This window comes from Fluviicoccus sp. (assembly GCF_030646115.1).
Lineage (GTDB): Bacteria > Pseudomonadota > Gammaproteobacteria > Pseudomonadales > Moraxellaceae > Fluviicoccus.
The window spans coordinates 103244-117566 of the sequence record NZ_JAUSMX010000019.1; the positions used below are offsets into that span (position 1 = coordinate 103244).

14 protein-coding genes are annotated in these 14323 nt (G+C 61.4%); 7 read left to right on the top strand and 7 right to left on the bottom strand.

The window, feature by feature from the left end:
* Positions 1-91: 91 nt before the first annotated feature.
* Positions 92-1108: an AraC family transcriptional regulator gene (locus tag Q7T36_RS14485; RefSeq protein ID WP_304850082.1), complete on the bottom strand. Its 1017-nt coding sequence runs from the start codon at positions 1106-1108 to the stop codon at positions 92-94.
* A 161-nt stretch (positions 1109-1269) separates the two neighbouring features.
* On the opposite strand from Q7T36_RS14485, the gene Q7T36_RS14490 reads away from it, so the two are divergent.
* The 4 genes from Q7T36_RS14490 to Q7T36_RS14505 all read left to right on the top strand — a co-directional run bounded on the left by Q7T36_RS14490 (position 1270) and on the right by Q7T36_RS14505 (position 4958).
* Positions 1270-2559, top strand: coding sequence for a serine hydrolase (locus Q7T36_RS14490; RefSeq protein ID WP_304850085.1), 1290 nt, complete (start codon positions 1270-1272; stop codon positions 2557-2559).
* Positions 2560-2704: 145 nt separating this feature from the next.
* On the top strand, positions 2705-3511 hold the full coding sequence (locus Q7T36_RS14495; RefSeq protein ID WP_304850088.1) for a putative RNA methyltransferase: 807 nt from the start codon (positions 2705-2707) through the stop codon (positions 3509-3511).
* A gap of 192 nt (positions 3512-3703) precedes the next feature.
* On the top strand, positions 3704-4768 hold the full coding sequence (locus Q7T36_RS14500; RefSeq protein WP_304850089.1) for a DUF6670 family protein: 1065 nt from the start codon (positions 3704-3706) through the stop codon (positions 4766-4768).
* A 67-nt stretch (positions 4769-4835) separates the two neighbouring features.
* A complete protein-coding gene (locus Q7T36_RS14505; RefSeq protein WP_304850092.1) occupies positions 4836-4958 on the top strand; it encodes a hypothetical protein in 123 nt (40 codons plus the stop codon).
* 130 nt (positions 4959-5088) lie between these two features.
* On the opposite strand, the gene Q7T36_RS14510 is transcribed toward Q7T36_RS14505, so the two are convergent.
* Together Q7T36_RS14510 and Q7T36_RS14515 are read right to left on the bottom strand one after the other, a co-directional pair.
* Positions 5089-5922, bottom strand: a complete 834-nt coding sequence (locus Q7T36_RS14510; RefSeq protein ID WP_304850095.1) for an SDR family NAD(P)-dependent oxidoreductase — start codon at positions 5920-5922, stop codon at positions 5089-5091.
* Positions 5923-5939: 17 nt separating this feature from the next.
* Positions 5940-7016: an aldehyde reductase gene (locus tag Q7T36_RS14515; protein WP_304850098.1), complete on the bottom strand. Its 1077-nt coding sequence runs from the start codon at positions 7014-7016 to the stop codon at positions 5940-5942.
* 170 nt (positions 7017-7186) lie between these two features.
* Here Q7T36_RS14515 and earP point away from each other — a divergent pair, with 170 nt between their 5' ends.
* Together earP and efp are read left to right on the top strand one after the other, a co-directional pair.
* A complete protein-coding gene (gene earP, locus Q7T36_RS14520) occupies positions 7187-8308 on the top strand; it encodes an elongation factor P maturation arginine rhamnosyltransferase EarP (protein WP_304850101.1) in 1122 nt (373 codons plus the stop codon).
* 62 nt (positions 8309-8370) lie between these two features.
* A complete protein-coding gene (gene efp / locus Q7T36_RS14525) occupies positions 8371-8937 on the top strand; it encodes an elongation factor P (RefSeq protein WP_304850104.1) in 567 nt (188 codons plus the stop codon).
* A gap of 63 nt (positions 8938-9000) precedes the next feature.
* On the opposite strand, the gene Q7T36_RS14530 is transcribed toward efp, so the two are convergent.
* From Q7T36_RS14530 to Q7T36_RS14540, 3 genes are all read right to left on the bottom strand, one after another.
* Entirely contained in the window at positions 9001-9426 is a 426-nt protein-coding gene (locus Q7T36_RS14530) for a hypothetical protein (protein ID WP_304850107.1), read from the bottom strand.
* Positions 9427-9662: 236 nt separating this feature from the next.
* A complete protein-coding gene (locus Q7T36_RS14535; protein WP_304850109.1) occupies positions 9663-10886 on the bottom strand; it encodes a murein transglycosylase A in 1224 nt (407 codons plus the stop codon).
* Positions 10887-10970: 84 nt separating this feature from the next.
* On the bottom strand, positions 10971-12014 hold the full coding sequence (locus Q7T36_RS14540; RefSeq protein ID WP_304850112.1) for an AraC family transcriptional regulator: 1044 nt from the start codon (positions 12012-12014) through the stop codon (positions 10971-10973).
* Positions 12015-12227: 213 nt separating this feature from the next.
* Between Q7T36_RS14540 and Q7T36_RS14545 the strand changes: the two genes are divergently transcribed.
* Positions 12228-13124, top strand: coding sequence for a MaoC/PaaZ C-terminal domain-containing protein (locus Q7T36_RS14545; RefSeq protein WP_304850115.1), 897 nt, complete (start codon positions 12228-12230; stop codon positions 13122-13124).
* A gap of 52 nt (positions 13125-13176) precedes the next feature.
* Here the strand turns inward: Q7T36_RS14545 and Q7T36_RS14550 are convergent, their stop codons facing one another.
* Positions 13177-14310: a hypothetical protein gene (locus Q7T36_RS14550; RefSeq protein WP_304850117.1), complete on the bottom strand. Its 1134-nt coding sequence runs from the start codon at positions 14308-14310 to the stop codon at positions 13177-13179.
* Positions 14311-14323 lie beyond the last annotated feature (13 nt).

Below are 14323 nucleotides of genomic sequence, written 5' to 3' on the forward strand. Positions count from 1 at the left end.
GCATTTTTTGGAACAGGCTGAATCCGCCTGTTTTGTTTTACCGGCCGTTTTCAGCAACGACCGGCGTTGAACTTGCCTCTTCTCGCACCGCTCAGGCCGGTTGGCGTCGCCAGGCCTGCGGCGTGTGTCCCGTCCAGCGCTGGAAGGCGCGGCGAAAACTGACGGCCTCGCTGTAGCCCAGCACCGCAGCCATCTGCTCCACCGTCACCTCGGGATTTTCCAGCAATTGCAACGCCAGTTGGTGGCGAACGGCATCGATTTCACGCTGGAAATCAGTGCCGTGCTCCTGCAGCCGCCGCCGCAGGGTGCGTTCGGACATGCCCAGCTGCCCGGCCACGTCCACCATGGACGGCCAGTGCCCCACCCGGGCGCGAATGGCGGCATTGACCCGTTGCAGCAGATCACCCGGCGCTGCGGCGCGGTCTTGCTGTAACAGGGTTTCACACAGGTTGAGCAAATGTTTGGCGGTGAGCGCATTGGCGGTGCGCAGCGAGACATCCAGCAGCCGCGCATCAATAAGGAAACGGTTTTCCGGCTGGTTGTAGCGCACCGGACAGGCAAACCAGGCCTTCATGCGTTCCGCATAGGGCGGCGGAGAAATGGCGAAGTCGATAGCCAAGGGACAGAAGTCGCTGCCCAGCAGGTCGCGGGCCACGGCGGTGACACCCACCATCTGCTCTTCCGGGGCGAAACGCTGCAGATGCGGCAACGGGTAGTCCAGCCGCGCGGTCATGATCAGGGCTTCGGGAATGGTCTCGGCATTCAGCGTCATGAAAGCGCTGGTGAGGCGGTAGTATTCCAGCCCGATGCGGATGGCCTCGCCCGCCGTGGCTGCGCTGAGCATGGCATGTCCCAGCACACCGTAGCTGGAGACGGTCAACCGCGAACCGATGGCCAGCCCCAGATCTTCGCGACCGGTTTCACGGTACACCAGCGCCAGCAGCGACTCATAATCCGCCGGAGTCAGCCGCAACTCCTCGTCCTGCAGCGCGGCAAGGTTTTCCACCCCCAGCGCCACCGCCAGCGATTCTTCAGACAATCCGTGCTCCATCGCCCATTCGGTCAGGGTAATGGCAATCAGGGCCGGAATGCGGGCGTTGGGAATCATGGACGGAGGCTGTTCTGGTCAAAACTGAATGATATGACTGTTGTAGCGCAGTCCCGCTAAAAAAACCAGTCCGGCGTCCGTATCCGGAAAGCATCCCTGAACAGGCGTCTTTTTTGCTATTGTAGTACCCTCGTACCCGAATAAACCTTCCGGAAGCCTCCATGATCCGCGACCCGCTGAACACCATTCTCCCCTACCTCAAGTCCGGCGGCCGCCGCGTTGCCATGTCCGCCAACCTGGATGATGTCACCACCATCAACCACGACCGCGAATGCCGTCCGGAAGAAGCGGGACTGCGCCAAGCGGATATCGACAAGATATGGGAGGCTGTCACTGCCTATTACCAGACGGGCCTGCACCCGTCGATCACGCTGGTGATACGCCGTCATGGCAAGGTGGTGCTCAGCCGTGGCATTGGTAAGGCCCATGTGGGGGCCGCCGGTGAATCGCCCACCGACCATCACCGACTGGCCGACGCCGACACCCCGATCTGCCTGTTTTCCGGTTCCAAGGCCATTTCCGCCATGCTGATCCACAAGCTGGCGGAAGAAGGCAAGCTGCGCCTGGACGACCCGGTCGCCAAGCACCTGCCCGCATACGGCAGCAACGGCAAGCACCGCACCACCATCCTTGAACTGCTGACGCACCGCGCCGGCATCCGCGCCCTGCCCATTGAAGACATCACTCCGGAGCTGATGTTCGACTTCGATGCCGTGGTGAAGATTCTCTGCGATTACCCGCCGGTGGACCGCCCCGGCCGCGACCAGGCCTACCACGCCACCACGGCGGGCTACATCCTGGGTGCGGTGGCCATGGCTGTCTCCGGCGAAACCCTGCCGCAACTGCTGAAGCGCATCATTGCCGACCCGCTGGGTTGTGAACACATGACCTTCGGCATGCCTGAACACCGTCGCCACGAAGCGGCGCTGAGCCTCTCGACCGGCCCGAAAAAAGTGATGATTGCCAGCCAGTTGCTGAAGCAGTTGCTGGGGGTCGAAGAAGGCGAAATCACCACCGCCATCAACTCGGCAGGCGGGCTGTCGGCGATCATTCCCGCCGCCAACATTTACGCCACTGCCGAAGAGGCCTGCCGCTTCTACCAGATGCTGCTGGACGGCGGCCGCTGGAACGGCAAGCAGATCTTCAAACCGGAAACCATTGCCGCCGCCATCAAGCCGGGCAAACTGATGCTGGACCGCTCGATGAACGCACCGGTGCGCTACACCCCCGGCTTCATGCACGGCGAAAAACTGTGGAGCCTGTTCGGCTTCAATACCCCGAAGGCGGTGGGTCATCTGGGCTTCATCAACATCCTGTGCTGGGAAGACCCGGAACGCGATATCTCGGTCGCCTTCCTCAATACCGGCAAGAGCCTGGCGCCGGAAGGATTCATCGGCTTTGCGAATGTGTCGCGGATGATCAGCCAGGTGATCCCGAGGGATGCGCGCTGACCCCCTGTAGATTGGGCTTCAGCCCGACAACACTCTCCGCTCGGAGGGCATTGTCGGGCTGAAGCCCGACCTACAGTAGACGATTGCATCCAACCCTGATATCGGGTGCAATACGCACCCCACGCCCCGTCCGGACCCCCGCCCCATGCCCGCGCTGATCTGCCCGCTTTGCCGCCTGCCACTGGTGCGCGATTCCAATACATGGCGCTGCGACAACCGCCACAGCTTTGATGTGGCGCGCGAAGGCTACGTCAACCTGTTGCCGGTGCAGCAGAAGAAAAGCCGCGACCCCGGCGACAATCCCGAGATGGTGCAGGCACGTCGCGACTTTCTGCAGGCCGGGCACTACGGCCCGCTAAGGGATACCGTGATTGAACGCCTGCAGGCGCTTGCCCCGGCGGCGCTGCTGGACCTGGGTTGCGGCGAAGGCTGGTACACCGGCGCCATGGCGGCCGTTGCTGCGGACATTGTCGGCCTCGACATCGCCAAACCGGCGGTGCGGCTGGCCGCGAAAAAACATCCCGGCATTACCTGGCTGGTGGGCAGCGGCGCATCACTGCCGCTGGCGGACGCTTCGGTGGACGTGGTGTGCAGCCTGTTCAGCCCCTTGCCGGTGGCGGAAATGCAGCGTGTGCTGAAACCCGGCGGCTCTGTTCTGGTGGCTCGCCCAGCCACCGATCATTTGTGGAAAGTGCGCGAGGGCCTGTTCGGCGAAGTGCAGGCGCACCAGCCGGAGAAGTTCCTGCCGGAACTGCAAACAGCGTTCGAACTGCTGGAACAGGCGGAAGTGCGCTTTCCGCTGCACCTGACGCAAGCCACGCTGAAGCAGTTGCTGGCGATGACGCCCTATGTGTGGAAAGCCAGGCCGGAACGGCGAGCGGCGCTGGAGGCCAATGAATCCTTTGAAACGGAAGCCGCGTTTTCGGTAATGGTGTTGCGGAAGCCGGGATAGTCCCCTCCCCACTTGTGGGGGAGGGTTAAGGAAGGTGCGGAGAGTCGCCCCAACACACCGCCAGTTCCGTGACTGCCTCAGTACCCCCCACCCCTGCCCTCCCCCACAGGTGGGGAGGGAGTTTCCCTACTGGAAATGCAGCAAACCCGGCGTTATTGTCATGGTATCCCCTCCCGGAAACCGACGATAACCATGAAGTCCCTTAGCCAGCTGATCGACCCCGCCTTCCGCAAGCTGTTGTACAAAGCGGACCATGCCGACCGTCAGGACGGCCTGCCCTTCGACCGTCCGGAGATGCTGGTTCCGCATACCGACTCAAACTTCTATGGTTGGACGCACTACGGCCTGATGATTCCCGACTTGCCCGCACCGCACCGCTATTTCTCGATCATGTCGATCATCGGTACGCCCGGCGCGCAATGCTTCGACATCGACTACGCCCGCCGCGACACCCCGCGCTGCAACGCCACGGTTGTTTCCGGCACCGCCGCCACTTATCCGTCACACTTCGGCTCCTACGCCATCGGCAGGCAGGGCGAATTCAGCGCCGACGGCCGCCTGATCCGCTTCGGCAACGACGTCATCATTCGCGGCAGCTACCCGGAATATCATGTGCAGGCCAACATTGGCGGCTATGAAATCGAGTTGCAGGTGCTGAACACCGACAAGGTCAGCTGGTTCATCAAGAACCCGGTCTACGAGCACATCAGCCTGCTGTCGGAATACCGGGGCATGATCTGCGGCCCCAGCGGCTCCATGACCGTTTCCGGCCTGTGCGCCTTTGAATACGGCGCCTGCATCAGCCCCTATGTGCTGCGCGACAAGCCGCTGCCCTGGAAGCGCAAGGTGCCGCTGGACTTCTTCTTCTACAACATCATCAACCTCGACGAAAACACCCAGTTGCTGCTCAGCTACTGCACCATGAAAGGCCTGTCGGTGAATCGCAGCGTGCTGATCCGCGGGCTGGACCAATACACGCAAACCCTGCGCGACGTGGAGGTGACCGTGGAGGAATACCATCCGCAGCCCGCCGTTTCCCCGGATGGCATCAGCATGAAACTGCCCGCCGTCTGGCGCTGGCAGGCCAGTGAAAACGGCATTGTGGTGCTGGAACTATGCATGCGTCAGGACACGCCCTTCACCTACGGGCTGGGCAACGGCTATGTCGGCGGTTGTTTGTACGACGGGGTTTTCCGGGGCGCGCCCGTCAAGGGCCGTGGTTACGTCGAGTACATTGATGTGCGCGGCGTGGAATGACCTTGGGGAGGTTACGGGAATGCCCGGAATGGTCTATGCTGGGGGCACTTATTCAAGGAGAAACACCATGACCATTTGCCCGATTGCCATTGCCGCCGGTTGTGCCAAGTGCCCCGCCTTCAAGGTGTGCCCGCTGAAGAGCGTGCTGGGCGACCAGAAAAAGGAAGAGAAGCCGCAGGACAAGAAGTAATATCCCCCTCTCCCCCTGTGGGAGAGGGTCGGGGAGAGGGGTGCGGAAAGTGCCCCAAACACTACGTCAGTGCCGCAGCCACCGTAGCACCCCTCTCCCTAGCCCTCTCCCACAAGGGGAGAGGGAACTTTCAAGGCTTCAGCTTCCTGAACAGACTCGTCCGCTGCACCGCATCCATTACCCCCGGCAGCAAGCGCTTGCCCGCATACAGCACCCACGCCTCCGGACTCACTGGCACCACCGCCCGGTTGTGGATCACGGCTTCGGCAATGGCTTCCGCCACCTTCTCCGGTCCATAGTTGCGCTTGCGGTAGATATCCACCACCTTGCCCTGCGACTGCACCATGGCGCCGTTGGTGCGCATGGCCGAGACAATGTTGGTGTTGATGACGCCCGGACAAATGGCGCTGACGCCGATGCCGAATTCCGCCATTTCCAGCCGCAGTGACTCCGACAAGCCCATCACCGCATGCTTGCTGGCAGAATAAGCCGACATTTCCGGGGCGGCGTAAAAACCGGCGGCGGAAGCGATGTTGACGATATGACCGCCACCCTGCTCCGCCATGCGCAGGCCAAAGGCCTTGCAGCCATGTACCACACCCATGACGTTGATGCCGAATACCCAGTTCCAGTCTTCCACCGGCGTGCTGAGGAAATCACCGGAGGTGGCGACCCCGGCGTTATTGACCAGGATGTCCAGCGTACCGGCCTTGTCGTGAACCCGGGCGGCCAGCGCCTGCATCGCCTTCCAGTCGGAAACGTCCACCGACTCAGTGAGCACGTCCACGCCCTTGCTGCGCAGCAGCCTGGCCACTTCTTCCAGCGTGGAGGGATTACGGTCGCACAGCACCAGACGAGCGCCCAGATCGCCGAACAGCAGCGCCGTGGCGCGGCCGATACCGGATCCGGCGCCGGTAACCAGCGCCAGCTTGCCTTCAAAACGGGGATGGGACTTGGCTTTCATGTCGCGGCTCCTGGCGCTTAGCGCTTCTTTTTCAGCAGCCCGTCGTTAACGACCTGCTGGAAATGTTCAATGAAGGTTTCTTCCACCGGCCGGTATTGCACTCCCAACGCCCGGCTGCGGCTGTTGTCGAAGCGGATTTTATATCCGACGTTCTTGCTGACAAAGCTGCGGGTGATGGGGCCCATTAGCGGACCGAACGCCCAGACCAGAAAAGTGGGAGCCTCCATCCGGGGGAAGGGGTAGGCCTTGCCGAATTGTCGGCGCAGGATGTTGGCGATCTGCAACATGGTTAATTCGGTGGCGTTGAGGATATGGCGACCCGATGCTTCCGGCTTGAAGGCGGCCAGCAAATGGGCGCGCGCCACTTCCCGCACATCCACCACGCCATAGGTCAGCTTGGGCACACCGGTGCGCAGGCGGCCGTCACCCATTTGCACCAGCGTGTCGATGCTGGCGGACTGGCTGCCGGGCGTCAGCGACGGGCCGTAAACCATGGAGGGGTTGATGGTGACCAGGTCCCAGCGAGTTTGCATCTGCTGCATTTTCCAGGCTTCGCGCTCGGCCACGGCCTTGGAGAACTGGTAGGGGTTATGGCTGACACTGCTGGTATTGTTCCAATGTTCCTCGGTAAAAACCTTGTCCGGCGTCTGTCCGATCTCGTCGTTGTCCCCGAAGACAGCGGCAACGCTGCTGGTCAGCACCACCCGCTTGACGGAGGCGCAGGCATTGACCGACTCCAGCACATTGCGTGTGCCTTCCAGGGCGGGGCGCACCAGCGCCTCATTGGCATCGGTAAAGCCTTCCAGCACAAAGGGAGACGCCGTGTGCATCACGATTTGGCACCCTTCCATGGCGGCGGCAAAGGAGCCCTTGTCCAGCAGATCGGCCTTGAACAGTTTCAGCGTGCCGGGCGCGCCTTCCGCCATTTTCAGCAGGTGGCCGACACTCGAGGGCTTGTTGGGGTCACGCACCGTGGCATGCACGGTATAGCCTTCTTCCAGCAGGTATTTGATGATCCAGCCGGCAATGTAGCCGGAGGCGCCGGTTACGAGAACGGTGGGGCGGGTGATACCGGGTTGGGTGGCTTGGTTCATGAACAGAAAATCCTTTGGTGGGTCACGGTCTGGCGGACGACTCAGTATCCGAGACTATCACTGAATCGGAAAGAAACGCATGACTTTGCAGACGGCCATTCATGAACGATTCGCCACTATCACTCACGACACGTTTTCATGAATCACCTTAAAGCAGCTATCATTTGCCCATGAAAACCCTCGACCTTTTCTGCGCCATCATCGACAACTTCGGCGACATTGGCGTCTGCCGCCGCCTGGCCCTGCAACTGAACCGCGAATACGGCTGGCAGGTACGCTTGTGGGTGGATGACCTGACCGCCTTCGCCCGGCTGGAACCGGAACTGCACCCGCAGGCTGCCGTACAATTTCTGAAAGGGCTGGAAGTGCGCCACTGGACCGACAACGCCACCGTGGGCATCATTCCCGGCGACCGCGTCATTGAAGGTTTCGGCTGCCGCTTGCCGGAAACTTTCCTGCAGGCCATGGCAAAGCGCCAACCCGCCCCGGTCTGGCTCAACCTGGAATATCTGACGGCGGAGGCCTGGGCATTGGGTTGCCATGGCCTTCCCTCGCCGCACCCGCGCCTGCCGTTGCGCCAGTATTTCTTTTTCCCCGGCTTTGATCCGCGCAGCGGCGGCTTGCTGCGCGAACACGACCTCATCGCCCGTCGTGACGCCTTCCAGCAGAACCAGACCGCTCAAGCCTCTTTCTGGCAACAACTCGGCTTTCCCGAAGCCATGAACGCCACTCGCCGCCTCTCGCTGTTCGCCTACGAAAACACGGCTACCCATGCCTTGCTGCAAGCCCTGAAATCGGGCCCTGACCCCGTTTTCCTGGCCGTACCTGAGGGCCGTGCGCTGGCGGACGTCAATCACTGGATAGGGCACACGCTGAAGGCGGGGGATTACCGTGCTGAAGGCAATCTCCGCCTCGCCGTGCTGCCCTTCCTGCCGCCGGAAGACTATGACCGGCTGCTGTGGGCCTGCGACCTCAATTTCGTTCGCGGTGAAGACTCCTTTGTGCGGGCGCACTGGGCCGGGCGGCCCCTGATCTGGCACATCTATCCGCAGGAGGACGAGGCGCACCGGGTAAAGCTGGAAGCTTGGCTGGACCAGTGCCGTCGCTGGCTGCCGGAAGCCTGGCTGCAGCGGCAGCGTGACTGGAATTACGGTCACGACTACATTGAAAGCTGGCAGCGTGTTTTTGTAGATTGGCCGCAGATTGGCGCCGGATCACGGAATTTCTGCAATCATCTGGCGCAACAACCGGACCTGGCGGCCCGTCTGGAAGATTTTTGTGCCGAACGGTGATGCGTTTTCAGCCGTCTCAGGTAAAATGCGCGCTTTCTTTCCTCCCAAATATGTGAAGCACCATGAAGACTGCAATGGAATTCCGCGCCGGTAACGTATTCATGTCCGGCAACGACCCGATGGTCGTGATCAAGGCCGAATACAGCAAGTCGGGCCGCACCTCGGCTGTTGTGAAAATGAAACTGCGCAACCTGCTCAACGGCTCCATGACCGAAACCGTGTACAAGGCCGACGACAAGCTGGATCAGGTCATCCTCGACAAGAAGGATGTGACCTACTCCTACTTCGCCGACCCGATGTACATCTTTGTTGACGCTGACTACGAACAGTATGAAGTCGAGAAGGATAATCTGGGCGATTCCATCCACTTCATTGAAGACGGCATGGAAGAAACCTGCGAAGCGGTGTTCTACGACGGCAAGGCCATTTCGGTTGAACTGCCGAACACCATCGTCCGCACCGTGGACTACACCGAACCGGCCGCCAAGGGCGACACCTCCGGCAAGGTCATGAAGGTGGCCCGCCTGCCCAATGGCTACGAACTGCAAGTCGCCTCATTTGTCGAAATCGGCGAACGCATCGAAATCGACACCCGCACCGGCGAGTTCAAGTCGCGCGCCAAGAACTGATTGTTCCTGCCGTGACCCAAAAAATAAGGAGCCTTGAGGCTCCTTATTTTTTGGGGCCGCTTTTTACCCCGCCAGCGCCGTCCGGTCATCATTGGCGGAATAATGCGGTACTGACGGCTCTTTGACCGGGCGAACAACGGCTTCGGCCGCCTCAGCTTCTTCATCCCCGAACCACCCTTCCAGCCGTTCAATCAGGGCCAGGAAGTCACGGGCGCGGGACTGCTTGCTCAACAGGAAGGGCTGGCCTGACAACTGCCGCGAATCCTCTTCACTGACAAAAAACACCACCACCTTTGCCAGTTTCTGGGCCTGGCGTATCTGCTCCAGCGAGGGATTGCTCAGGCTCATCACCACCACATCGGCCACGCCTTCGTCGATGGACTGCCAAAGTGTATGCGGACGCTTGCCAAAGGTGTTGATCAGGGAGTTCAACAAGGCGCGCTCGCGCTCAATGTCGGAAAAAATCATGATGGTGCGGGTTGTGCGCATGGTGGCGGTCCTCGGTGGCGTGTGACGCCTTAAGCCGTATAAAAAGTTGCAATACAAGGACTTCTGCAAGGACGGGGCCAGTTCACGGACTCCCTTTTTCGTTTTGTGAACCGGCTCAAAGGCCGGGTGCCAAAATTTGTCAGGGATGAGACCCGGTTCACGAATTCCCGCCCGGAATCACCACCGTTAATCCGGGGAAGCGTCACGCCGGTCGGGAAACCGTGTGACCATTTTCGTCATTTTTCGGCATTATTCAGCCCGCCGGATGGCAGCGGCGCTTCCTTCGGCCACAGCAGCCAGATTTGGCCCTGCTGTTTCATGCGGCCCGCCAGTTCGCCGGGCTCTGCGCCGAAACCCCAGAAAAAATCCGCCCGGATCGGACCGGCAATGGCACCGCCGGTATCCTGGGCATGCACCAGCCGGTTCATGGCGCGGCCGCTGTTGGGCCGGGTCGTGGCCAGATACAGCGGCGCGCCCAGCGGTACAAACTTCGGGTCCACCGCGACACTGGCCTCGGCCACCAGCGGCACGTTCAGCGCACCGACCGGGCCTTCGTCATTTGCGGGCAGCAGGCGGAAAAAGACCTGGCTGGGGTTGGCGTTGAGCATTTCCTGCAACCGTTCAGGGTTGGCCAGCGCCCAGGCGCGGATGCTCTGCATGGAGGCCTGATCCAGCGTCAGCTCGCCCTGGTCCACCAACCAGCGGCCGATCGACTTGTAGGGGTGGCCATTCTGGTCGGCATAACCCAGACGCAGGGTGGAGCCGTCCTCCAGCAGGATTCGGCCCGACCCCTGCACTTCCATGAAAAACGCTTCAACCGCATCGTCCGCCCAAGCCAGGACCTTGGGGTTGCCGGTCAGTTTTCCCGCGCCGATATCGGCGCGGCTCCAGTAGGGAACCACGGTTTTTCCTTGCAGCCGTCCGCGTACGCGCCGTCCTTTCAACTCGGGATATAGCGAACCTATATCCAGTGTCAGCAGGTCTTCAGGGGCGCTGTAGAAAGGCACGCGACCGGGCTTGTGGGCCAGGCCGCCCTTCAGCAGGGGCTCGTAATAGCCGGTGATCAGCCCGCTTTGCCGGCCATCGCTGCCTTCAATGCGCCAAGGGGTGAAGCGGCGTTCAAAAAAGTTGCGGATGGTGCCTTCATCCTTGGCATCCAGCATCACCGCCTCGGCGCAGGCTTCCTTCCACTGCGGACGATTGGCCAGCCGCTTGCAGGAATTCAGCCAGGCGGGCCAGCTGCCTTGCAGGCTCTCGCCCGGCCAGTCCGGCAGGGCGTCCCATTCGGCGGGGAGATAGCGGGCTGTGACCGGCTCGGGTTTGACGGGTTCGGGTTTGACCGGCTCCGGCTTCACCAAATCGGGCTTGCCCGGACCGGGCGTTGTGCCTGTCGGCGGCAGCGGTTGTGACACGCACCCGGCCAGGGCGCCTAGAACTATGACCAGCAACAGGGAACGCATGCCACTTTCGTCCGGAATCAATCAAAGGGGACCTGATTATCCGGGAAAACGGCCGCGCTTGCCGAGCGGAATTGTCGAAGAATGTTAGCTTTCGGGCGGCTGGCGGCGATAACGGCCCGGTGTCTCCCCGAACCAGCGCTTGAAGCTTTTCTGGAAGTTGCTTTGCTCGGAGAAACCCAGCAGGAAGGCGACTTCACCCAGGCTGAGGCCAGGGTCGCGGATATAGGTGGCCGCCAGCGTCTTCCTCACTTCGTCCACCAACTGCGAATAGGTCTGCCCCTGCTCTCCCAAGCGGCGCTGCAAGGTGCGGACATGAATGCCCAGCGCTGCCGCCACCTCCTCCTGCGGCACCGCCCCCTGCGCAATGCGGGTGGCCAGCAGGCGGCGCAGCTGGGGCAAAAATCCGTCCTCGCGGCTGAACTGCTGCAGTTGCTGCTCGGCCAGCCGCGCCATGGCCTGGCAAACTTCGGGATTGGGTTCGGGCAGTGCATAGTCCAGCATGGTCAACGGCACCGCCAACCGGTAAACCGCCTGGTCGTAGCGGATTTCACAGTCGGCCAGACGCTGCAGGGTGGCCGTTGAGGACGGAGCCGCATAGGCCATGTCCACGCGCACCATACGCAAGTCGTCACCCATGACCAAACGGCTGCAGGTCAACAGCCCCGCCAGGTTGTAGTCCGCCAGATAACGGTTCTGCCGCCAGGCCTCATTGGTATGCCAGTGGATGACCAGGCTTTCCCCTTCGGCCTCAATGCGCGGAGCGCCCACATCCATGGCCAGCGATTGGTACCGCGACAGATAACCCACCGCCTCGCGGCCCCATTGGCAACTGAGGGCGGCATAGGCCACGGCGCCGTAATAACCCAGACGCATCAGTTCCCCGGCATGCAGGCCGACATCTTCATCCTCCAGCCACTGTGCGGCGCGGGCGAACAAGCGATGACAGACATCCACCGCCACCCGCCCTTCCCGGTCGGACGGATCCACCGCCAGCCCGTCCAGCAACACCGGCAGCAACAGCCCGCGCCGTTGCACATAGTCAAAAAAAGCCCGCAGGTAATTGACGGAGACGGTCCGGGACACGGTTTGTGCGGGTAATTCGGCTTGCAATGTGGCCAATGCGGTCATCCCCCCTCTTCTGCCGGTCGATCCGGCCGCCCGACTATAGTGAAACCGCGCCTCAATTGCCAAGCCTGCCGCCTTTATGTCGCATCGTGACAGTGTGGCTGTCGCAATCGGCTAAGACGATTGTCATCTTTGGCTGGAATAATCAGAACCCCGGTCTCTTCCTGTTTGCCGAACCCGGCAGGCGGAGTCATTGGCCCTTTCCAGGAGTGGAAAATGTTTGTTTACCTGCCGCCCGGTTCCATGTCCGTCGCGTTGATGCTGCAGCACGGCCCCATGATCCGCACCTGGCTGCGCCTGTTCGCCAAATCGCTGTTTGCCCGTTATTGGCCCGCCCCGGACACCACCGGCTACCGCCCGGTCACCGAAACCATCGACCCGCCCGCCCGTTATCTGGTGTCCGCCTACAAGACCTGGTGCGGCATCCGGCACTCCGACCCGGCAGTCATCCCGCCGCATCTGTTCTGCCAGTGGGGACTGTCCCCGGCCCTGCGCATGTTTTCCCAGTCACCCTATAATCTGGCCGAGGTGATCAACCAGGGTGTGACCATGCGCATCAACGGCCCGTTACCGGCCGGACAGCGTTTGCGCATCCGCGCCAGCCTGGAGTCCATTCAGGAAACCGGCGGGGTGACACTGGTCTCGGTCCGCATCACCACCGGCACGGTGGATGAACCGGAACTGGTGGTGGCCATTCTGCATTCCGCCTTCCTCAAGGCCGGGGCCTCGCAACGGGCGGCGCTGAGCAAGTCCTTCAAGCCTGCCGCCAAATCCTGGGCGTTTTCAGGCCACTGGCAGGCCCGGCCCGACGATGGCCTGAAGTTCGCGCTGCTGACCGGCGACTTCAATCCCATTCACTGGCTGGACAGCGCCGGGCGCAAATCCCCCTTCGGACGCACCGTGCTGCAAGGGCTGGGCATGTTCGCCCGCACCTATGAGCAACTGGCACAACAAACGGAAATCCGCGAAATCGAGGTGCGTTTCCAGCGGCCGGTACCGCTGCCATCCGGAGTGCTGGCGGTGGAGACCTCCCCCGCCGCCGAGGCCGGCTGGCAGGTGGTGCGCCTGGTGGATGCCGGCAGCCGCGCCTGCATGACGGGGAAATTCCGCTAGACGGAAGTGCTGCGGAACTTTCTGCCGAAGTTTCCGCAGCACATAAGACACTTCAGCAAAAGGTGAGGGTGCCCCAGCAGTTATCCACCGGACGCTGGTTCAGGTCAACATTCGAAATAGGCACATTCGCCCCGCCCAGCAGATTGCCAATGGCCTCCCCCGCTCCCGCATAGACACGCCGCCCCGTGAAGTCACCCAGTATGACCTTGGGCACCGACATCCACCATCCTTTCTCCGCCGACACCGCCCCGGCAAAATTCCCGGTGCTGACTTTCGGCCAGGTCAAGGCCTGTTTCTGCAAGCCCAGATAGAAATCCCGGGTGCCTTCACCGGCATCAAAACGGCCGTTGCCATTGGTGTCAGCGCCCATCTGCAGGCTGTGTACAAAGCGGAGATCCTCGGTGAAATCGGCATGCAGCGACAAAAAGCCGACAGCAACCGCCACCACCGGCGACAGCGTCGGCGAATTCGCGTTGATACCTTGACGCCTCAGAATCAGATTGAAGACATTGTCACCCGGATTCGGATCATTGGTGTTGATCGTCGCATTGCCCAGAGGAATTCCACCGCCGAAATTACAACCGGTCCGAGTGGCATTGGCGGCGCTCAACAGACAGAGTGAAACCGGTAACTGGGCATTGTTGACCATGGCCACCATGTCGCCGCTAAAGCTGTTAATGCCTGAGTGGTTGGCGGGATTGTTATCGGTGCCGGCGGGTCGAAAGCCAAGACTCATGCTCCCAAAAGCTTCCGCCGAGCCCAAGCGGATACCCGTGACTGTACGTGTCGAAGGGCTGTCCGGGTTGCTGATGGCAAACTCCAGAAAGGGCCGGTACAGCGTGAAATCGGTTGGCGGACCGGCGTCAACCCCGGTTCCCGCCAAGCCGGTCAGCACAACCCGGTCTATATCGATATCACAGACACCTGTGCCGTTGGGGCCGTCACAGCCCAGGGCCAGCTTGTGGATATTCAGGTTGAGGTCAATCTGTGCATCCACCATGAGCCGGTAAAATGCCATGTTTCCGTTGGGGTTGCTTCCCCCTGAAGCCGTGTAAAGAGAGTTGAAGAGTGACTGCCCTGAGACACCGGACATCGCCTCATCATCCAGACGCTCCAGTGCACTGCACGGCACTGCCGCGTATAACCATAACCCGCACACCGCCCCCTTGAAATTGACAGCCGCCATCCTCAAACCTCCC

Bases quoted from the DNA above. Each gene is read 5' to 3' on its own strand.
- Q7T36_RS14530 (WP_304850107.1), bottom strand. From the start codon at position 9,426: ATGCGCACAACCCGCACCATCATGATTTTTTCCGACATTGAGCGCGAG.
- efp (WP_304850104.1), top strand. From the start codon at position 8,371: ATGAAGACTGCAATGGAATTCCGCGCCGGTAACGTATTCATGTCCGGC.
- Q7T36_RS14545 (WP_304850115.1), top strand. From the start codon at position 12,228: ATGTTTGTTTACCTGCCGCCCGGTTCCATGTCCGTCGCGTTGATGCTG.
- Q7T36_RS14550 (WP_304850117.1), bottom strand. From the start codon at position 14,310: ATGGCGGCTGTCAATTTCAAGGGGGCGGTGTGCGGGTTATGGTTATAC.
- Q7T36_RS14515 (WP_304850098.1), bottom strand. From the start codon at position 7,016: ATGAACCAAGCCACCCAACCCGGTATCACCCGCCCCACCGTTCTCGTA.
- Q7T36_RS14540 (WP_304850112.1), bottom strand. From the start codon at position 12,014: ATGACCGCATTGGCCACATTGCAAGCCGAATTACCCGCACAAACCGTG.
- earP (WP_304850101.1), top strand. From the start codon at position 7,187: ATGAAAACCCTCGACCTTTTCTGCGCCATCATCGACAACTTCGGCGAC.
- Q7T36_RS14500 (WP_304850089.1), top strand. From the start codon at position 3,704: ATGAAGTCCCTTAGCCAGCTGATCGACCCCGCCTTCCGCAAGCTGTTG.
- Q7T36_RS14485 (WP_304850082.1), bottom strand. From the start codon at position 1,108: ATGATTCCCAACGCCCGCATTCCGGCCCTGATTGCCATTACCCTGACC.
- Q7T36_RS14490 (WP_304850085.1), top strand. From the start codon at position 1,270: ATGATCCGCGACCCGCTGAACACCATTCTCCCCTACCTCAAGTCCGGC.
- Q7T36_RS14505 (WP_304850092.1), top strand. From the start codon at position 4,836: ATGACCATTTGCCCGATTGCCATTGCCGCCGGTTGTGCCAAGTGCCCC.
- Q7T36_RS14495 (WP_304850088.1), top strand. From the start codon at position 2,705: ATGCCCGCGCTGATCTGCCCGCTTTGCCGCCTGCCACTGGTGCGCGAT.
- Q7T36_RS14510 (WP_304850095.1), bottom strand. From the start codon at position 5,922: ATGAAAGCCAAGTCCCATCCCCGTTTTGAAGGCAAGCTGGCGCTGGTT.
- Q7T36_RS14535 (WP_304850109.1), bottom strand. From the start codon at position 10,886: ATGCGTTCCCTGTTGCTGGTCATAGTTCTAGGCGCCCTGGCCGGGTGC.